At 56.7% G+C, this 18,105-nt stretch carries 18 protein-coding genes; 10 read left to right on the forward strand and 8 right to left on the reverse strand.

The window, feature by feature from the left end:
- Positions 1-25: 25 nt before the first annotated feature.
- From MWH02_RS16565 to MWH02_RS16580, 4 genes are all read left to right on the forward strand, one after another.
- Positions 26-1,048: a hemin-degrading factor gene (locus tag MWH02_RS16565; RefSeq protein ID WP_271461052.1), complete on the forward strand. Its 1,023-nt coding sequence runs from the start codon at positions 26-28 to the stop codon at positions 1,046-1,048.
- Positions 1,045-1,887, forward strand: a complete 843-nt coding sequence (locus MWH02_RS16570; RefSeq protein WP_101761893.1) for a heme/hemin ABC transporter substrate-binding protein — start codon at positions 1,045-1,047, stop codon at positions 1,885-1,887. The genes MWH02_RS16565 and MWH02_RS16570 overlap by 4 nt, the downstream gene beginning before the upstream one ends.
- 95 nt (positions 1,888-1,982) lie before the next feature.
- A complete protein-coding gene (locus MWH02_RS16575) occupies positions 1,983-2,984 on the forward strand; it encodes a FecCD family ABC transporter permease (RefSeq protein WP_271461053.1) in 1,002 nt (333 codons plus the stop codon).
- Positions 2,977-3,756, forward strand: coding sequence for a heme ABC transporter ATP-binding protein (locus MWH02_RS16580; RefSeq protein ID WP_271461054.1), 780 nt, complete (start codon positions 2,977-2,979; stop codon positions 3,754-3,756). The genes MWH02_RS16575 and MWH02_RS16580 overlap by 8 nt, the downstream gene beginning before the upstream one ends.
- Positions 3,757-3,828: 72 nt before the next feature.
- Here the strand turns inward: MWH02_RS16580 and acuI are convergent, their stop codons facing one another.
- Complete coding sequence (gene acuI, locus MWH02_RS16585) at positions 3,829-4,812, reverse strand: acrylyl-CoA reductase (NADPH) (protein ID WP_271461055.1); 984 nt, start codon at positions 4,810-4,812, stop codon at positions 3,829-3,831.
- A 290-nt stretch (positions 4,813-5,102) separates the two neighbouring features.
- Between acuI and MWH02_RS16590 the strand changes: the two genes are divergently transcribed.
- Entirely contained in the window at positions 5,103-7,253 is a 2,151-nt protein-coding gene (locus MWH02_RS16590) for an ornithine decarboxylase (RefSeq protein WP_271461056.1), read from the forward strand.
- Between the two features lie 140 nt (positions 7,254-7,393).
- On the opposite strand, the gene mltC is transcribed toward MWH02_RS16590, so the two are convergent.
- Genes mltC through mutY form a run of 3 tightly spaced genes read right to left on the reverse strand, consistent with a single transcriptional unit; the run spans position 7,394 to position 9,885 of the window.
- On the reverse strand, positions 7,394-8,473 hold the full coding sequence (gene mltC / locus MWH02_RS16595; protein ID WP_192236401.1) for a membrane-bound lytic murein transglycosylase MltC: 1,080 nt from the start codon (positions 8,471-8,473) through the stop codon (positions 7,394-7,396).
- Positions 8,474-8,527: 54 nt separating this feature from the next.
- Entirely contained in the window at positions 8,528-8,800 is a 273-nt protein-coding gene (locus tag MWH02_RS16600) for an oxidative damage protection protein (protein WP_007890330.1), read from the reverse strand.
- Entirely contained in the window at positions 8,800-9,885 is a 1,086-nt protein-coding gene (gene mutY / locus MWH02_RS16605; RefSeq protein ID WP_271461057.1) for an A/G-specific adenine glycosylase, read from the reverse strand. Before mutY ends, MWH02_RS16600 begins: the two co-directional genes overlap by 1 nt.
- A gap of 154 nt (positions 9,886-10,039) precedes the next feature.
- Between mutY and trmB the strand changes: the two genes are divergently transcribed.
- The 4 genes from trmB to MWH02_RS16625 all read left to right on the forward strand — a co-directional run bounded on the left by trmB (position 10,040) and on the right by MWH02_RS16625 (position 13,898).
- Positions 10,040-10,759, forward strand: coding sequence for a tRNA (guanosine(46)-N7)-methyltransferase TrmB (gene trmB, locus MWH02_RS16610; RefSeq protein ID WP_008107230.1), 720 nt, complete (start codon positions 10,040-10,042; stop codon positions 10,757-10,759).
- Positions 10,759-11,085: a YggL family protein gene (locus MWH02_RS16615; RefSeq protein ID WP_008107231.1), complete on the forward strand. Its 327-nt coding sequence runs from the start codon at positions 10,759-10,761 to the stop codon at positions 11,083-11,085. The genes trmB and MWH02_RS16615 overlap by 1 nt, the downstream gene beginning before the upstream one ends.
- A 156-nt stretch (positions 11,086-11,241) precedes the next feature.
- A complete protein-coding gene (locus tag MWH02_RS16620) occupies positions 11,242-11,958 on the forward strand; it encodes a YggN family protein (RefSeq protein ID WP_110868028.1) in 717 nt (238 codons plus the stop codon).
- A gap of 176 nt (positions 11,959-12,134) precedes the next feature.
- A complete protein-coding gene (locus tag MWH02_RS16625) occupies positions 12,135-13,898 on the forward strand; it encodes an Ig-like domain-containing protein (protein WP_271461058.1) in 1,764 nt (587 codons plus the stop codon).
- A gap of 40 nt (positions 13,899-13,938) precedes the next feature.
- On the opposite strand, the gene hemW is transcribed toward MWH02_RS16625, so the two are convergent.
- The 4 genes from hemW to MWH02_RS16645 are packed head-to-tail and all read right to left on the reverse strand — an operon-like array spanning position 13,939 to position 16,971.
- Positions 13,939-15,090, reverse strand: coding sequence for a radical SAM family heme chaperone HemW (gene hemW / locus MWH02_RS16630; RefSeq protein WP_271461059.1), 1,152 nt, complete (start codon positions 15,088-15,090; stop codon positions 13,939-13,941).
- Positions 15,083-15,676: an XTP/dITP diphosphatase gene (locus MWH02_RS16635; protein WP_110868025.1), complete on the reverse strand. Its 594-nt coding sequence runs from the start codon at positions 15,674-15,676 to the stop codon at positions 15,083-15,085. Before MWH02_RS16635 ends, hemW begins: the two co-directional genes overlap by 8 nt.
- Before the next feature lie 20 nt (positions 15,677-15,696).
- The gene (locus MWH02_RS16640; protein ID WP_008107240.1) at positions 15,697-16,251 is read right to left on the reverse strand and encodes a YggT family protein; all 555 of its coding nucleotides are present in this window, start codon (positions 16,249-16,251) and stop codon (positions 15,697-15,699) included.
- A gap of 12 nt (positions 16,252-16,263) precedes the next feature.
- The gene (locus tag MWH02_RS16645; RefSeq protein WP_192412067.1) at positions 16,264-16,971 is read right to left on the reverse strand and encodes a YggS family pyridoxal phosphate-dependent enzyme; all 708 of its coding nucleotides are present in this window, start codon (positions 16,969-16,971) and stop codon (positions 16,264-16,266) included.
- Positions 16,972-16,987: 16 nt separating this feature from the next.
- Between MWH02_RS16645 and MWH02_RS16650 the strand changes: the two genes are divergently transcribed.
- Positions 16,988-17,980 (forward strand): type IV pilus twitching motility protein PilT, encoded by a 993-nt coding sequence (locus tag MWH02_RS16650; RefSeq protein WP_271461060.1) that lies wholly within the window; start codon positions 16,988-16,990, stop codon positions 17,978-17,980.
- Positions 17,981-18,105: the final 125 nt, after the last annotated feature.

Below are 18,105 nucleotides of genomic sequence, written 5' to 3' on the forward strand. Positions count from 1 at the left end.
CAGGGCATTTTCATGGAGCAAGGCAATGAACTCACGTTACGATCACTATCTGGCGCTGAAAGGCGAGCATCCGAAAAAGTACGCGCGCGATCTCGCCGCGCTGATGGGCATTGGCGAAGCGCAGCTGTGTGAAGCGCGTGTCGGCCAGGATGCAAAGGCGTTAAAAGCTGATTTCCCTGCGCTGCTGGCAGCACTGGCGGCGGTGGGTGAAACCAAAAGCATCACCCGCAATGAATATGCGGTTCACGAGCAGGTGGGCAAATATGAAAACCTGCACCTCGGCGAACACGCCGGACTAATTCTCAACCCGCGCGCGCTCGATCAGCGTCTGTTCCCGCATCAGTGGCACAGCGCGTTCTTCCTGCGTGAGCTGAGCGCCCACGGTGAACGTCAAAGCATCCAGATTTTTGATCGCCACGCTGATGCGGTGCTGAAAATCTACCCCACTGAAAATACCGATCGCCCCGCGTGGGATGCGCTGATTGCGGCGTTTGTGCTGGAGAACGCGGCGGTGTTAGATCCGCAGCCCGCCAGCGCGTCGCAATACAGCAGGGCGGTTGATGCCAGCAAAGTGGAAGCCGAATGGCGCGCCATCACCGATGTGCATCAGTTCTTTGGTCTGCTGAAGCGTCACAACATCTCGCGCCCGCAGGCGTTCCGCGCGGTGGCGGACGATCTGGCGCGTCAGGTGAGTAATGACTCGCTGGCGCAGCTGCTGGATCTGGCGCAGCAGGATGGCAATGAAATCATGATTTTTATCGGCAACCGTGGCTGCACGCAGATCTTCACCGGCGCGGTGCAGAAGCTGATGCCGATGGATAACTGGATCAACATCTTCAATCCCACCTTCACACTGCATTTGATGGCGGATCACATCAGCGAAAGCTGGGTGACGCGCAAACCGAGCGGCGACGGCTTCGTCACCAGCCTGGAACTGTTTGCCGCCGACGGCACGCAGATCGCGCAGTTGTACGGTCAGCGCAGCGAAGGCACGCCGGAGCAGGCGCGCTGGCGCGAGCAGGTGATGTCGCTGGAGGCGTTAGCATGAGAAAACTTCTGTTGCTGCTGACTGCGCTGGCGCTGCCTGCTGTTGCGGCCGAGCGGGTGATCTCGATTGGCGGTGACGTCACGCAAATCATCTATGCATTGGATGCGCAGCAGGATCTGGTAGCGCGTGACAGCACCAGCCAGCATCCGGCGCAGGCCAACAAGTTGCCGGATGTCGGTTATATGCGGCAGTTGAATGCCGAAGGGATTCTGGCACTGAAACCGACACTGGTGCTGAGCAGCGAGCTGGCAAAACCGTCGCTGGTGCTGCAGCAAGTGGCGCAAGCTGGCGTAAAAGTGGTGGATGTCACCGGCAAAAACAGCCTCGACGCCATCGCGGAAAAAATCGCTACCATCGGCAAGGCGCTGCATCGTGAAGAGGAAGCCAACGCGCTGATCGAGAAGGTCAACAAGCAGCGCGCGCAGATCCCACAAAAACCGTTGCCGATCAAAGTGCTGTTTATCATGGCGCACGGCGGCATGCGCACTCAGGCGGCGGGCGCACAAACTGGCGCGGACGGCGCGATTCGCAGCGCGGGTCTGATTAACGCGATGGCGGCGGTGCCGCACTATCAGCAGCTGTCGCAGGAAGGCGTGGTTGCGGCGGCACCGGATTTGATCGTGGTGGGTGAAGATGGCCTGCGTACGCTGGGCGGCGAAGAGAAAGTGTGGTCGCTGCCAGGTTTGGCACTGACGCCAGCCGGTCAGCATCGCGCGTTGCTGGTGGTGGATGAGATGGCGCTGCTGAGCTTTGGCCTTGATACGCCGGGCGCGATTATCAAACTGCGCCACGCAGCCGAAGCGGCTTCCCCGTCATACTTCAAGCCGCAGGCGCGTTAGCTGCGTGTTCTCACCCCAGTCACTTACTTGTGTAAGCTCCTGGGGATTCGAACACTTGCTGCCTTCCTGCACCTTGAATTATTTAGGGGAAAAATATGGCAACTACATCCGTGATGCGCTGGCTCGGTTTGATGGCCATCTGCATGCTGATAGTGATGCTGATGGCGGCCAACTTCGGCGCGATGCCGCTTTCAATGCGCACTTTGTTGCGTGCGCCGCTCAGCGATATGGCGTGGCAAATCTGGATCAACATCCGTCTGCCGCGCGTGCTGCTGGCGGTGCTGCTCGGCATGGCGCTGGCGGTGTCCGGCGCGGTGATGCAGGGATTGTTTCGCAACCCGCTGGCCGATCCCGGTTTGCTCGGCATCAGCAGCGGAGCGGGTTTAGCGGTGGCGATATCGATCGTTATCCCGCTCGGCTTGCCGCCGCTGCTGGCGCTGTGGCTGCCAACACTCGCGGCCTTTGTGGGCAGTTTGGTGGTGACGCTACTGATCTTCAGCTTTAGCCGTCTGGCGCTGGGCAATTTGTCGCGCTTGCTGCTGGTCGGGATCGCCATCAACGCCTTATGCGGCGCGGCGGTCGGCGTGCTGTCGTGGTTGAGTAACGATCAGCAACTGCGTCAGCTGGCGCTGTGGGGCATGGGCAGTTTGAGTGCGGCGCAGTGGCCGAGCCTGGCGGTGTGCGCGGTGCTGATTCTGCCGGCGCTGATAGCGATTCAGCTGCGCGCGCGTCGTCTCAATTTGCTGCAGCTCGGCGAAGAGGATGCACATTACATGGGCATCGACGTTAAGCGCACGCAGCGTCAGCTGCTGGTGTTGAGCGCGTTGCTGGTAGGCACCGCCGTGGCGGTGAGTGGCATTATCGGCTTTGTCGGTTTAGTGGTGCCGCACCTGATGCGTTTCTGTCTCGGCAGCGATCATCGCTGGATGCTGCCCGGTTCGGCGCTGGCGGGCGCGATTTTGCTGCTGCTGGCCGATACGCTGGCGCGCACCGTGGTGGTGCCGGCGGAAATGCCGGTTGGCCTGTTAACCAGCCTACTGGGCGGCCCGTGGTTTCTCTGGCTGATTCTGCGTGAGCAAAGGGGGATGAATGAGTGACTGCATGCAGGCACGCGGGCTGCGATTTAGCCACGGCTCACGCGCGTTGATCGACGACGTTTCCCTGACTTTGCAGCCTGGCGAAATGATCGCGCTGATCGGCCCCAACGGCGCGGGGAAATCCACGCTGCTGCGCTTGCTGACCGGCTTTCTCACGCCGCAAGCGGGCGAGTGCTGGCTCGGCGATCGTCCGCTAAACAGTTGGCCGCGGGAACCGCTGGCGCAGCGCCGCGCGGTGATGCGTCAGCAAAATAGCGTGAGTTTTCCGCTGCCCGCCGCCGATGTGGTGGCGATGGGCCGCGCGCCCTGGCCGCGCGCTCATTCCAAAGCGGTGATTGACGAGGTGATGCACATTACCGGCAGCCTTGAGCTGGCACAGCGCGACTATCGATCGCTTTCCGGTGGGGAACAGCAGCGCGTGCAGCTGGCGCGCGTGCTGGCTCAGCTGTGGCACGATGATGGCCCGCGCGGCTGGCTGTTTCTCGACGAACCCACTTCCGCGCTGGATCTGTTCTGGCAGCAGCACAGTTTGCGTTTGCTGCATCGCCTGACGCGCAACGGACGCTTCAGCGTCTGCACCGTGCTGCACGATCTTAACCTCGCGTCGCTGTGGTCGGATCGCGTGCTGTTACTGCATCAGGGCAAGCTGGTGGCGGAAGGCGCACCCAATGAGGTGATGACCGAACACACGCTGACGCGCTGGTATCAGGCGGAGTTGGATGTGGTGATGCAGAATGAGAAGGGCAGGCCGCAGATTCAACTGCGTGCCTGAGACCGTAGCGGCGCGATTTATCGCGCTCTGTGAAAAGACGCGCCATAAATTGCGCCGCTACGTGATGTGCGATTATCTGCAATCGACGATCAATCTGCCGCGTACTTTACCGGCCAGCAGCTGCTTGGCACCTTCGCGCGCTTCGCTCAGCGGAATCACCTTGGTTAACTGCTGTAGCAGGTCGCCATCCACCAGTTCCGCCAGGCGCTGCCACGCCTGCTGCCGCAGCGGTTTTGCACACATCACGCTATCCACGCCCGCCAGCACCACGCCGCGCAAAATGAACGGCGCGACGCTGGTCGGCAGATCCAAACCTTGCGCCATGCCGCACGCGGCTACCACGCCATCGCGCTTGATGCCCGCTAACACATTGGCCAGCGTGTGGCTGCCGACGCTATCAATCGCCGCCGCCCAGCGCTCTTTCGCCAGCGGTTTGCCCGGATCGCTCAGCTCTGCGCGATCGATAATCGACGTCGCGCCCAGCGTGTTAATCAGGTAATCGCTATCGCTGGCGCGACCGCTGGAAGCAATAACCTCATAGCCGAGACGTGCCAGCAAGCTGACGCTGAAGCTGCCAACGCCGCCACTCGCGCCAGTGACTAAAACCGGGCCGTGCTGCGGCGTGATGCCCTTTTTTTCCAGCGCCAGCACGCACAACATGGCGGTGAAGCCCGCGGTGCCAATTGCCATGGTTTGTAGCGGGCTCAGTGCGGCCGGCACTTGTACCAGCCAGTCGCCCGAGACGCTGGCTTTCTGCGCCAGCCCGCCCCAATGCTTTTCGCCTACGCCCCAGCCAGTGAGCAGCGCCACGTCGTCCTGCTGCCATTCGGCATGGCGGCTGCTGATCACCCGACCAACAAAGTCGATGCCCGGCACCATCGGGAATTGCCGCACAATCGGGCCTTTGTTGCAGATGGCGAGCGCGTCTTTGTAGTTGAGCGTGGAGTAGCTTACTTCGAGGGTGACATCCTGATCGGGCAGTTGTTTTTCTGACAGATCTTTCAGGGATGTGCGATATCCCTGTTCATCATTTTCAATGACCAATGCCTTGAACATGCAGCCTCCGGCTGGTTGAGGAAAGTGGGGGTATAGTACTCCTTTTTTGCCCTCACCCTAACCCTCTCCCACAGGTGGGACAGGGAACTGATCCAGCATACCTTAACTCTCGCTCGGACGGCGCCCTCGCCCGCTTGCGAGAGAGGGCCAGCGCAGCGGTTGTTCCGGCAAAAAAAAGATGACATGATTGCGCCCCAGTTAGTGTTCAACTCCCAGATTGACTTCGCCGAGGAAACCTCCTCATTGCTGTGCCATCGGCACCCACTCATCCTCTCTCAGGGATTTGTGTTATGAACCCATTGAAAATTGCTGCCAGCGTTGCTGTAGCGCCAACCCTTAGTCTTAACACTGCGCGCGACGTGGTGACGCTGGACAATACCGACTTTACCGATGTCGCTGCGGTCGTGATCACCTTGTCGGACACGCGCAGTGGCGTGCTGACGCTATTGCGCAAGGTCGGCTTTAATCTGCCGGTGTTTGTCGCCAATGCGTTCGATGAAGAAGTGCTGAAGCTGCCGGGCGTCACTGGCGAAATCAACGGCGCGCCAGAAGAGTGGGACGCGCTGGAGGACGCCGCGCAGGCGTATGAAGCCGAGTTGCTGCCGCCATTTTTCGACACGCTCACGCGCTACGTCGATATGCAGAACAGCACGTTTGCCTGCCCGGGACATCAGGGTGGTGCCTTCTTCCGCAAACATCCGGCGGGACGTCAGTTCTATGAGTTCTACGGCGAGAACGTCTTCCGTTCGGATATGTGCAACGCCGACGTCAAGCTCGGCGATCTGCTGATCCACGAAGGCTCAGCCAAAGATGCGCAGAAGTTCGCGGCGAAAGTGTTTAACGCCGACAAAACCTACTTCGTGCTTAACGGCACCTCCAGCGCCAATAAAGTGGTCACCAACGCGCTGCTGACGCGCGGCGATCTGGTGCTGTTTGACCGCAACAACCACAAATCCAACCATCATGGCGCACTGATTCAGGCGGGCGCCACGCCGGTGTATCTGGAAGCGGCGCGTAATCCGTTTGGCTTTATCGGCGGCATTGATGCGCACTGTTTTGACGATGCTTATCTGCGTGATCAAATTGCCAAAGTAGCGCCCGATCGTGCCAACGATCAACGTCCATTCCGCCTGGCGATTATTCAGCTCGGCACTTACGACGGCACGGTGTACAACGCGCGTCAGGTGGTCGATCGCATCGGACATCTGTGCGATTACATCCTGTTTGATTCGGCGTGGGTTGGCTACGAGCAGTTTATTCCGCTGATGGCCGGCTGTTCGCCGCTGACGCTGGAGTTGAACGAGAACGATCCGGGCATTTTTGTCACGCAGTCGGTACACAAGCAGCTGGCCGGTTTCTCACAGACGTCGCAAATCCATAAGAAAGACAATCACATCCGTGGGCAGCAGCGTTTCTGTCCGCACAAACGCCTCAACAATGCGTTTATGCTGCACGCCTCAACCAGCCCGTTCTATCCGCTGTTTGCCGCGCTGGACATCAATGCCCGCATGCATAAAGGCGAGGCCGGACGCAGCATGTGGCACGAGTGCGTCACCATCGGCATTGATGCGCGTAAAGCGATTCTTGAACGTTGCGAAATGATTCAGCCGTTCCTGCCGGAGAAAGTGCACGGCAAGCTGTGGCAAGCGGCGGAAACGGAAGCCATCGCCATCGATCCGGCATACTTCAGCCTTGAGCCGGGCGCAAAGTGGCACGGTTTTGAAGGCTATGCACAGGAGCAGTATCTGGTGGATCCCTGCAAGCTGCTGCTCACCACCACGGGGATTGATGCCGCCAGCGGTGAGTACACCAGCTTCGGCATTCCAGCGACCATTCTGGCCAACTATCTGCGCGAGAACGGCATCGTGCCGGAGAAGTGCGACCTCAACTCGATTCTGTTCCTGCTGACGCCAGCAAAAACGCCTGAGAAGATGGCGCATCTGGTGGCGATGCTGGTGCAGTTTGAGCAGCACGTGCGCGAGGATGCGCTGCTGGCGGAAGTGCTGCCGAGCGTTTATCGCAAGAATATTGAGCGTTACAAAGGCTACACGCTGCGCCGCTTGTGTCAGGAGATGCACGATCTCTACGTCAGTTTTGACGTAAAGGATCTGCAGAAAGCGATGTTCCGCTCAGCCTGCTTCCCGCCGGTGCAAGTGAATCCGCAGGATGCGCATCAGGCCTATATTCGTGGCGAAGTGGAGCTGGTTAAGATTGCCGATGCTGAAGGGCGCATAGCGGCCGAAGGCGCGTTGCCATATCCGCCGGGCGTGTTGTGCGTGGTGCCAGGCGAAGTGTGGGGCGGCGCGGTACAGCGCTATTTCCTCGCGCTGGAAGAGGGCATCAATCTGCTGCCGGGCTTCTCGCCAGAGCTGCAAGGGGTTTACACCGAAGAAGATGAGCACGGGCGTAAGCATCTGGTGGCGAATATGATGGTGAGCTGATTGCACTTGTCCTCACCCTAACCCTCTCCCGCACGCGGGAGAGGGAATGTTTAGAGGGCGCTCATTGTTACGTACGTGCTGGATCGGCCCCTTCTCCCGCGAGCGGGAGAAGGTTGGGATGAGGGACAAACCGCACCAGCTTAAAATCGTCGATAACTGCGCTGCGCCTGGCTCACTTTATACAGATAACGCCGTGATTCTGCCGATGGATGGTTGGTGGTCAGCGTCTGGTAAACTTCCGTCGGCGACATACTATTTATTGACGAGAACGCGCGATCCTTATCGCTGGAGAACACGCGTAGCACGCTGCCCGCACCGCCGTTGTACGCGGTGATCACCGCATAACGCCGTGATGTCGGATCCTGAATCCCACCTAAATAACTTCTCTGCAGCAGCGACAAATACGCGGTGCCCGCATCAATATTATTCTCAGGATCAAGCAGATAGCTGCGGCTCGGTTTGCCACCTTTGCCCTTCATACGGAACACATCAACACCGGCGGTATGCTGCACCACCTGCATTAACCCCAGCGCATCAGCGTGGCTCACCGCATACGGGTTGAAGCTCGATTCAATCTGCATAATCGCCAGAATCAGTGACGCATCCACGCCATATTGTTCAGCGGCTTTACGCACCATTGGCAGATATTTGTGCGCACGTTTGTCGAGGTGGTTTGGCACCATCGGAATGGTAACCGACCAGATGACGTGCAATCCGGAGGTGCGTTTCTGCAGTTTGTTTTGAATCAGATAATCAGCAAAGCTGCCGGCGCGGCCCTGCCAGCGGATCGGCTGGCCGGTATTATCCAGCACCTGGCCGTACAGCAGCGGCTCTTTACTGATTTGAATATCATTGGCATCGGAGTAGAGATCGACATTGCCCGGATCTTCGCCAATCAACAGCGTGGTGATGATCGCCTGACGCAGGCTGGCCATCGGATCGGTGCCGGAAATGGTCTCAATTGTGATGCTACCGCTGTCAAAGTTGATGTGACTGCGGGTGTAATAACCGTCGCTATATTTGACGTAATCTTTCGGTCCGGCGATCAGAACTTCATTGATTCCCCAAATGTTTTCAATATTGTGGGCAAACTGGCCCATCAAAATATCGAAACCGTTGGTGTCCTTGACCCACTCTTCATGAAACTGCGATTTTTTTTGTCCGGAGCAGGAGACCAAAAGTGGTGCAATCACCAAGAGCGCTATCAGTTTTTTATTCATTGTTAATGCGTGCCTGAATCGAAAAAGAGGGCCTCAAAGGGAAGCCCTGAACGGTTATTTTTCTGGCGGGGTGTAACCTTCAATGTGCACATCTTTGCCTTCGAACAGGAAATTGATCATCTCCTTCTCCAGCACTTTGCGATCTTCCGGGTTCATCATGCTCAATTTCTTCTCATTGATCAGCATGGTTTGCTTGGACATCCACTGCTGCCAGGCCTCTTTGGAGATCTCATTAAAGATGCGCTTACCCAATTCGCCAGGATAGAGCTGAAAGTCCTGACCTTCAGCGTCGCGTTGCAGATAAGTACAAAAAATGGTGCGGCTCATTACTCTTCCTCTTCGGTCACGTCTGCTCGACGCGTAAGCTGCTGGGGATGGCGCAATTCATGCAGCAAGCGCTCAACCGGCGCCGCCAAACCCACTGACGGTGGTTGCGCTAAGTTATACCAGAGACCGCCCGCTTCATCCATCAGCGACCCAGCGGAAGGCTTTGCGAGCCACATAGGCACAATGTCTAAGTGGAAATGGCTGAAGGTATGGCGGAATGCGGTGAGCTGCTGCGGTTTAACATAAATGCCGCGCTCAGTTAGCCAGTCAGTTAGCGCTTGCTCACTTGTAAACTGCGGGAAGCAGAACAGTCCGCCCCACAGGCCAACCGGCGGGCGCTGCTCTAACCACACGTCATCGCCATCCTGCATCATCAGCATCCAGCCGCTACGTTCTGGCAAGGTCTGTTTGGGTTTCTTACCGGGATACGCCGCCCAGCTGTTGTTGGCATAAGCTACGCATCTGCTGTTGAGCGGGCAGATTTCACATTTAGGGCGTGAGCGAGTACATACTAATGCGCCAAGGTCCATCATCGCCTGATTGAACTGGCTTACGCCTGCCGCTGGCGTCACATCTTCGCTGATCTGCCATAGCCGTTTTTCAACCTCCTTTTTACCCGGCCAGCCGCCCACCGCGTAGCAGCGCGCCAGCACGCGTTTTACGTTGCCATCCAGAATTGGGAAGTGCAGACCGAGCGACAGCGATAACACCGCGCCCGCGGTAGAACGGCCAATGCCCGGCAGCGCTGCGACATCGTCGAAGTTTCGCGGGAACTCGCCGCCGTGCTTCTCCACCACCTGTTTCGCGGCTTTGTGCAAATTGCGCGCGCGCGCGTAATAGCCGAGACCGGTCCACAGATGCAGCACTTCGTCCAGCGGTGCCGCTGCCAGATCGGCCACCGTCGGGAAGCGCGCCATAAAGCGTTCAAAATAGGGAATGACGGTAGCAACCTGGGTTTGCTGCAGCATCACTTCAGAGAGCCATACCTTGTACGGCGTTTTCTCCTGCTGCCACGGCAGGGTTTTGCGGCCAAAGCGCTGATACCAATCCAGCACTTGTTGCGCGAACGTCGGCGCTTGCATCATAAGAAGGAAATTTTCCGTGTTTACTCTACAATCAGGCAGGAATTCCAGCACAGAGACCTCAGGGTGTAAACCGGAACATTGCAAAGGCTTGCTTCTGCTTCCTAACTTTGCATAATGCCCGTTTCCCAGAACAGGCTAACCAGCAGGCTTCAACATGATTAATGACGTCATCACCCCAGAATTTGATGAGAACGGGCGGCCATTACGCCGTATCCGCAGTTTTGTGCGCCGTCAGGGGCGCTTAACGAAAGGACAGCAGCTCGCGCTCGATAATTTATGGCCGGAGATGGGCGTGGAGTTCCAGCAGGAGCCGCTGGATCTGGTGACGCTGTTTGGCCGTGACGCGCCGGTAGTGCTGGAGATCGGTTTCGGCATGGGCGCCTCGCTGGTGACCATGGCGCAGAACAATCCACATCAGAATTTCCTTGGCCTGGAAGTGCATGCGCCGGGCGTGGGTGCTTGCCTGGCGTCGGCGAAGGAAGCGGGCGTGGAGAACCTGCGCGTAATGTGTCACGACGCGGTAGAAGTGCTGCAGAAGATGATTCCGGATAACTCGCTGCGCATGGTGCAGCTGTTCTTCCCGGATCCGTGGCACAAAGCGCGTCATAACAAACGTCGCATCGTACAGGTGCCGTTTGCTGAGCTGGTGATGCGCAAATTGAAGCTGGGCGGCGTATTCCATATGGCGACCGACTGGGAAGCCTACGCCGAACACATGTTAGAAGTGATGAGCAGCATCGACGGATATAAAAATCAGTCGGAAAGTAACAATTACGTGCCGCGTCCTGAAACGCGTCCGTTAACCAAGTTTGAGCAGCGCGGGCAGCGACTGGGCCATGGCGTATGGGATCTGATGTTTGAGAGGGTGAAATAATGGCCGTACAGCGTAGCCGTCGTTTGCGTAAAAAACTGCATATTGATGAGTTTCAGGAATTAGGCTTCTCCGTCGCCTGGCGTTTCGCCGAAGGCACCACCGAGGAGCAAATCGACGCCACTGTTGATCAGTTCATTAATGAAGTGATCGCGCCGAACGGTCTGGCGTATGACGGCAGCGGTTATCTGGTGTGGGAAGGTCTGGTGTGCTTGCAGGAAACCGGCAAATGCACCGACGAGCACCGCGAACTGGTGCGTAAGTGGCTGGAAGCTCATAACCTGACGGATGTGCAGGTGACTGAACTCTTCGACGTTTGGTGGGACTAAAGATCGTATCGGGCTAGCTTACTTGCCCTTTTTGCACCGGGCAGTGCTCGCATTCCTCACGTACTTATGTACGCTCCGGATGCTGCGCGCTGGCCGCCACAAAAATGGCTGCGACGCTCAACGCCCGACCTTTCAGCGCGTAAAAAGGGAGATTTCATGGTTCGTAAGGCACTTATCGCCGCGCTGCTGCTGGCGGCAACTCAGGCTCAGGCTGCATACGAGTGCAGCGTCAAGCCACAGGATGATGTGATCATTAAACCGCAGAGCGTGCAGGTGGTGGGAACCAACGGCAACCTCGAAATCACTCCGCAGGGTGACGTGCAGTTTAATGGCCAGAAGGTCAACGTTGATAACGCCGCGCGCCAGAAAGCCATCGACTACCAGACCGCGCTGCGTCGCGATTTGCCGTGGATCGATAGCGGCGCAACCTCGCGTCTGGAGCGCAGCCGCGTGGCGCTGGATAAAGTGATTGTCGACAAGCTCGGCGCGAACAGCAATGTGCGTAATCGTCTCACCAAACTGGATGGCCAGCTCAAGCAACAAATGAACCGCATTATTGAGCATCGTCCCGACGGACTGACGTTCCATCATCAGGCTATCGATCAGGTGCGCGCGGAAGGCGAGAAGCTGGTGCAGAGCACGCTAGGCGGCATCATGCAGGATAGTCTCAACGAAATGGGCAGCAGCCAGGCGGCGAGTGGCAGCAATCCACTGCAGGCCATTATGGGCAACCTTGGCGGTTTACAACAGTCGGTGCAGGCGGAGTGGAATAAGCAGGAGCAGGATTTCCAGAACTTCGGCCATGAAGTATGCAACCGCGTAACCGTGCTGGAAGAGCAGCGCAAAGGACTGATGCAGAACGTTAAAAGCTAATGATTTGCTTCAGCTAACAAAGCCAGCCCAGTCCCGGCTGGCTTTTTGCTTTTAAGATGCACTGCATTTAAGAACCTTAGATTCGGGACGAATCTGATAACCGTAAAAACACCAAAATAATAAAGATGAAAGTGAGTTGGCAACTCATTGAAATTATTTATTTTTAAGGAGTTTTTATGTTATTTTTTAACGCCTCTGCTTCCAGTAATACCCCTTCACCTCACACCGTGCATATTCAATCCGACTGGTATAACGATGCGCAGAAGCGATGGGAAGGCAGTGCGCATTCGCCAGATACCGTTGCAGTCATCATCATGGTCAATGGTAAAAACCCAATAAGTGTGCCAGTGAGTGGCGGCCGTTTTTCCTGGACGCCTTCTCAACCGTTGCCTGACGGTGAACATGTGCTGACCTTTATTGCCGTTGATCGCGCTAATAACCAAAGTGATATCGTTTCGGTCAATTACAACATTGATACTATCGCGCCTGACAAGCCGCAAATTACTGCAATCGAAGACTATGCAGCGGGTGGAATACATAACGGCAATAGCATTAAGCGACATGGTTACACCAACGACGCAAATCCTGTCGTGCGTGGCGAGGCAGAAGCAAATAGCCTGGTATACATCTACAACAAAAACAGCAAAACGCCCCTGGCTTCGGTAACCGCTAATCAGCATGGCAAATGGGAGGTGGAAGTGAACCTGCCTAACGACGGTGCATATGAGTTGAGTGCCGTGGCAGAAGACCGGGCAAATAATCGCAGCCAGCCGTCGCTAAAGTGGCCATTTCAGCTTGATACCGAGAAACCGGATAGCGCCACCATCAATTACTTTGAGGATGATGTTGGTTTGTATCGCGGACAGTTTGATCTCATCCGGGCCACTGACGATCGCCGCCCTGAGCTGTATGGCACTGGCGACCCTAATGAATATGTACGCGTTCAATACGCCAGCAAAAACGGCAGTTGGGTAACAACCGCGACCGTTGCGGTAGACAGTGATGGCACCTGGCTGTGGACTCCACCGCAAAATCTCTCCGATGGTGAATGGAATTTTCGCGTACGTAACATTGATCATGCTGGCAACGTCAGTAAATGGAGCAGCACCGTCACGCTGCTGATTGATACCACAACAATTCAGCCCCTCATTATGCAGGTGCTCGATGATAGGGGACCCATTGAATCGGTATTGCCAGGGCAAAATACCGACGATGCACGTCTGGATTTTATCGGTAAGGCCGAAGTTAACAGCCTGGTGATTTTGTATCAGGATGGTACGGCGGTGGGATCGGCTTATGCAAATAGTCAGGGTGACTGGAGAATGACTCCGCAGCAAGATATGCGTGCAGGGCTGAATAATTTTGGTGTGAAGGCGATAGATGAAGCAGGGAATGAAAGTTCCTACTCTGCAAATTATCCGGTGAGATTCATCCCGTCACCCCAATATCAAGCCAATTATGAAAGTGAATCAAGAGATGATGGGAATGGGACGAGCTATTTGCCCATCCCAGGAGAACGCCACATTTATGATGTCGCGAGCTGGTTAAATACTTATCCGTCTCATTATCTGGTGAAAGCGGCAAATATTATTTTTTCGGGTGAAAACCAGATAATTGATTTTGCTGCGCTAAGTGCACGTGTGGAAGGTTTGCAGAAAATAGATATAAGTGGCAAAGGTAATAATCTGCTTAATCTCGATCTGCACTCGTTACTGAATGAAGGCGGTGAGGGGCTATTTATTAACGACGATAGTCAGCAATTGATGATTGATGGCGACATGGGTGACCGCATCACGCTTGATCGCACGCAATTCAGCGACGGCTGGTTAACTTCGCAGAATAAAGTCCAGATCGGCGGGGAAAACTGGACACTGTTAACCAATAGCCAGGCGCATTACACACTGTTAGTGAATCAGGAAATTGAAATTACTTACGGCTAATACGCAAAAAAAATGCCCGGTATAAGCCGGGCATTTTTCATTACTCTTCCGTCAGGAACAGTTCCAGCAGCGAGTTCAGGAACAGTTTGCCTTTCTCAGTGATCTGCCAGCTCTCCGTGGTTTCCTCCACGTATCCTGCACTTATCGCCGCATCGATTTGCGGGCGAATCACCTGCTCATCCATGCCGGTATAGCGGCGGAAATCGGCGCGCGGTGCGGCTTCCAGCAGACGAAAACGGTTCATAAAGAACTCGAACGGCTTGTCGTTCTCGGCCACGACGTGCTGCTTATCGAGATAGTTGCCTTTCATAAAGCCGCGCGGATGACGGGTTTTCACCGTGCGCACGATGCGACCATCGGCTTGCGTCAGCTTACCGTGGGCACCACAGCCAATGCCGAGGTAATCCCCGAAGCGCCAATAGTTGAGATTGTGCTCGCAGCGATAACCCGGTTTGGCATACGCCGAGGTTTCATATTGCTGATAACCTGCGGCGCTCAGCAGTTGATGACCTTGCTCAAAAATATCCCACAGCGCATCGTCATCCGGCAGTTTTGGCGGGCGCGAACCGAATAAGGTGTTCGGCTCAATCGTCAGCTGATACCACGACAGATGCGGCGGATTGAGCGCAATCGCCTGGCGCAGATCATCCAGCGCTTCCCCCAGCGACTGATCCGGCAAGCCGTGCATCAGGTCGAGGTTAAAACTGCGCAGGCCTAATCCTTCAGCCAGCTGGGCGGCGCGCACGGCTTCTTCCGGCCCGTGAATGCGGCCTAAACGCTCAAGCTTCTGTGGACTGAAACTCTGCACGCCAATCGAAATACGGTTAATACCGGCTTTCTGGTAGGCGCTAAAGCGATCGGCTTCAACGGTGCCTGGATTGGCTTCCATGGTGATTTCCGCATCGGCCGCCAGCGGCAAACGCGCACGCACGCCGTCCATCAGCATCTGCATCGCATTGCTGCTCAACAGGCTTGGCGTGCCGCCGCCGATGAAAATAGTGCGCACTTCACGGCCGCCAGTCAGCGGTAAATCCTGTTCGAGATCGTTGAGCAGGTGCTGCACATACTCAATGTGCGGCACCTCGCCTTTTAACGCGTGAGAGTTGAAATCACAGTACGGACACTTCTGCACACACCACGGAATATGGATGTACAGGCTTAATGGCGGCAACGTAGGTGAAAACTCAGGCATTGCGCATCGCTTCCAGCAGCAGCGTCAATGCTTTACCACGGTGAGAGACGGCGCGCTTTTCGTCTTTACTCAGCTCTGCCGCCGTTTTACCCAATTCAGGGACATAAAAGATGGGATCGTAACCAAAACCGCCTGCGCCCGCTGCCGCGCGGGTGATTTCCCCAGCCCAGCTACCGTGGAACACCAGCGGCGTGGGATCGGCAGCGTGACGCAGGTAAACCAGCACGCAGTGGAACTGAGCCTGACGTTTGCCATCCGGCACGTTTTCCAATGCCACCAGCAGCTTATCCAGATTTTGCTGGTCGCTGGCATCAACACCCGCATAGCGCGCGGAGTAGATCCCCGGCGCGCCGCCCAGCGCATTGACCGCCAGACCGGAATCGTCGGCAATCGCCGGTAAACCGGTAATCTCAGCCGCATGACGCGCCTTCAGGATGGCGTTTTCGATGAAGGTCAGGCCGGTTTCTTCCGCCGACTCAACGCCGAGTTCGGTTTGCGCCACGATATCAAGTCCGAAGGCCGCTAACAGATCGGCCAGTTCGCGGACTTTGCCGGGATTTCCGGTCGCGAGTACAACTTTTTGCATAACAGTTCCAGATAGACGAATTACAGCAAATACCAGAGACCTGGGAACAGGTCCATGCCGAGGAAATTCAGCGCGTACAGCACCAGAATCACAATCATGGCAGAGAAATCGATACCGCCCATCGCCGGCAGAATACGGCGAATCGGTGACATCAGCGGTTCAGTCAGCTGCATCAGAACCTGATCCACCGGGCCGCGACCCTGGCTGATCCAGCTCATCAGCGAACGAATGATGATCACCCAGAACACCAGATAACCGGCGGACTTCACCAGCGACAGCAGGCCAACCAGCAGGTTGGTGGGATCAACGGAGAACACGCCGACCTGAATCAGCAGCAGGATCGGATATTTCAGCGTGGTCAGCACAAAGGCCAGCAGCAGCGATGCGGTATCAATCGGGCCAATGGCTGGGATGACGCGGCGCAGCGGCTTGATAATCGGTTGGGTGATCTTCACGACAAACTGCGCCAGCGGGTTGTAGAAGTCACAGCGCGACCACTGCATCCAGATGCGCAGCAGCAGCACCATCACGTACAAATCGATCAGCGTTTTGACTAAAAACGTCAGTGTTAACATGAGGTTCCTCAATTATTGTTGTGAAGGTCGCGCATAATCCCGCGCGCCAAAAACGGCGGTGCCAATACGCACCATGGTGCTGCCCGCGGCGATTGCCGCGTCCATATCGTCGCTCATTCCCAGAGAAAGCGTATCGACGTCAGGATAGTCCTGTTTTAAGGTTTGAAACGCGGCGGCCATCTGCTGACACACCGCCAGTTGCCGTGCGTATTCTGACTCTGGCGCCGGAATCGCCATCAGCCCACGCAAGCGCAAATTCGGCAGTGCGGCGATCTGCTGTGCCAGCTCCGGCAACGCCTCCAGCATGATGCCAGATTTGCTGTTCTCGTCACTGATATTTACCTGAATTAACACGTTGAGCGGCGGCAACGACGCCGGGCGCTGATCGTTCAGACGCTGCGCGATGCGCTGGCGGTCCACGGTGTGGCACCAGGCGAAGTTTTCCGCCACCAGACGGCTTTTATTGGATTGCAGCGGGCCGATAAAGTGCCATTGCAAATCAGGATGTGCGGCCAGCTCAGCCACTTTTTCAACCCCTTCCTGCACGTAATTCTCACCGAACACGTGTTGTCCAGCGGCAATGGCTTCTGCGACCGCGCTCGCAGGTTTGGTTTTGCTCACTGCAAGCAGCGTAATTTCTTCTGGCGCGCGGCCGCAACGTGCGGCGGCGGCGGCGATACGCTCACGCACTTGCTGTAAGTTGTGCTCAATGGAAGTCATAGTCAGGAGAAGCTAAATGGAGTTGGATGAAATAGTGGCCCTTAGTGTAAAGCATAACGCCGCCGATCTGCACCTTTGCAGCGGACATTTGCCGCACTGGCGGCGACAAGGCGTGCTGGAGCCGATTCCGCAGCAGAGCGCGCTGGATGGCGGCTGGCTGGAAGTCTTTATGCAGCAGTGGCTAACGACGTCGCAGCAGGCCGAGCTGGAGGAGAACGGCCACGTTGACTTCGCTATTACGCTTGCCAGCGGCATACGGCTGCGCGCCAACCTGTTTATGCAGCGTCACGGCTTATCGCTGGCGCTGCGGCTGATTGCCAGCCAGGCGCCCGATCTCAGCAGCCTGCATCTGCCCGAGGTGGTGAGCCAGCTGTTACAGCTGGAAGAGGGGCTGATTTTAATTACCGGCGCCACCGGCAGCGGCAAATCGACCACGCTGGCGGCAATGGTGGATTGTCTGAATCGTCAGCAGGCGCGACACATTCTGACGCTGGAAGATCCGATTGAGTTTGTGCATCGCAGCCAACGCTCGCTGATTCAACAGCGCGAAGTGGGTGCGCACTGCGCCTCGTTTCAACACGGGCTGAAAGCCGCGCTGCGTGAAGATCCTGATGTGATTCTGCTCGGCGAACTGCGCGACAGCGAAACCATCCGCCTGGCGCTCACTGCAGCAGAAACCGGACATCTGGTGCTGGCTACGCTCCATACGCGCGGCGCAACCCAGGCGGTTGATCGGCTGGTGGATGTCTTTCCCGCTGAGGAGAAAAACCTGGTGCGCACTCAATTAGCGGGCAGCCTGAAAGCGGTGCTGGCGCAACGTTTAGTGCCGGCAAAAGCGGGCGGGCGGATTGGCTTGTTTGAAGTGTTGGTGGCGACGCCGGCGGTGGCGAACCTGATCCGCGAAGGCAAGATGCATCAGTTGCCTGGCGTGTTGCAAACCGGCGCGCAGGCGGGCATGCAAACCTTTGCGCAGAGCGAGCAGGGGCGTCAGGCGGCGGGGATGATTTGAAGAGAGCCAGATAGGCGCTCAAAGGCGGAAAACCAACCCATTGTAGCGGCGCGATTCATCGCGCATATTTATGCCGCTGCCCTGCTCATCCGTGGCAATGCGCAATAAATGCGCCGCTACGCCAT

The sequence above is a fragment of the Pantoea leporis genome (assembly GCF_028048155.1).
In the GTDB taxonomy this organism is placed as follows: domain Bacteria; phylum Pseudomonadota; class Gammaproteobacteria; order Enterobacterales; family Enterobacteriaceae; genus Pantoea; species Pantoea leporis.

What these genes read in the sequence shown, in the direction of transcription:
- MWH02_RS16565 (WP_271461052.1), top strand. Translation starts at nt 26, where the DNA reads ATGAACTCACGTTACGATCACTATCTGGCGCTGAAAGGCGAGCATCCG.
- MWH02_RS16570 (WP_101761893.1), top strand. Translation starts at nt 1,045, where the DNA reads ATGAGAAAACTTCTGTTGCTGCTGACTGCGCTGGCGCTGCCTGCTGTT.
- MWH02_RS16575 (WP_271461053.1), top strand. Translation starts at nt 1,983, where the DNA reads ATGGCAACTACATCCGTGATGCGCTGGCTCGGTTTGATGGCCATCTGC.
- MWH02_RS16580 (WP_271461054.1), top strand. Translation starts at nt 2,977, where the DNA reads ATGAGTGACTGCATGCAGGCACGCGGGCTGCGATTTAGCCACGGCTCA.
- acuI (WP_271461055.1), bottom strand. Translation starts at nt 4,812, where the DNA reads ATGTTCAAGGCATTGGTCATTGAAAATGATGAACAGGGATATCGCACA.
- MWH02_RS16590 (WP_271461056.1), top strand. Translation starts at nt 5,103, where the DNA reads ATGAACCCATTGAAAATTGCTGCCAGCGTTGCTGTAGCGCCAACCCTT.
- mltC (WP_192236401.1), bottom strand. Translation starts at nt 8,473, where the DNA reads ATGAATAAAAAACTGATAGCGCTCTTGGTGATTGCACCACTTTTGGTC.
- MWH02_RS16600 (WP_007890330.1), bottom strand. Translation starts at nt 8,800, where the DNA reads ATGAGCCGCACCATTTTTTGTACTTATCTGCAACGCGACGCTGAAGGT.
- mutY (WP_271461057.1), bottom strand. Translation starts at nt 9,885, where the DNA reads ATGATGCAAGCGCCGACGTTCGCGCAACAAGTGCTGGATTGGTATCAG.
- trmB (WP_008107230.1), top strand. Translation starts at nt 10,040, where the DNA reads ATGATTAATGACGTCATCACCCCAGAATTTGATGAGAACGGGCGGCCA.
- MWH02_RS16615 (WP_008107231.1), top strand. Translation starts at nt 10,759, where the DNA reads ATGGCCGTACAGCGTAGCCGTCGTTTGCGTAAAAAACTGCATATTGAT.
- MWH02_RS16620 (WP_110868028.1), top strand. Translation starts at nt 11,242, where the DNA reads ATGGTTCGTAAGGCACTTATCGCCGCGCTGCTGCTGGCGGCAACTCAG.
- MWH02_RS16625 (WP_271461058.1), top strand. Translation starts at nt 12,135, where the DNA reads ATGTTATTTTTTAACGCCTCTGCTTCCAGTAATACCCCTTCACCTCAC.
- hemW (WP_271461059.1), bottom strand. Translation starts at nt 15,090, where the DNA reads ATGCCTGAGTTTTCACCTACGTTGCCGCCATTAAGCCTGTACATCCAT.
- MWH02_RS16635 (WP_110868025.1), bottom strand. Translation starts at nt 15,676, where the DNA reads ATGCAAAAAGTTGTACTCGCGACCGGAAATCCCGGCAAAGTCCGCGAA.
- MWH02_RS16640 (WP_008107240.1), bottom strand. Translation starts at nt 16,251, where the DNA reads ATGTTAACACTGACGTTTTTAGTCAAAACGCTGATCGATTTGTACGTG.
- MWH02_RS16645 (WP_192412067.1), bottom strand. Translation starts at nt 16,971, where the DNA reads ATGACTTCCATTGAGCACAACTTACAGCAAGTGCGTGAGCGTATCGCC.
- MWH02_RS16650 (WP_271461060.1), top strand. Translation starts at nt 16,988, where the DNA reads ATGGAGTTGGATGAAATAGTGGCCCTTAGTGTAAAGCATAACGCCGCC.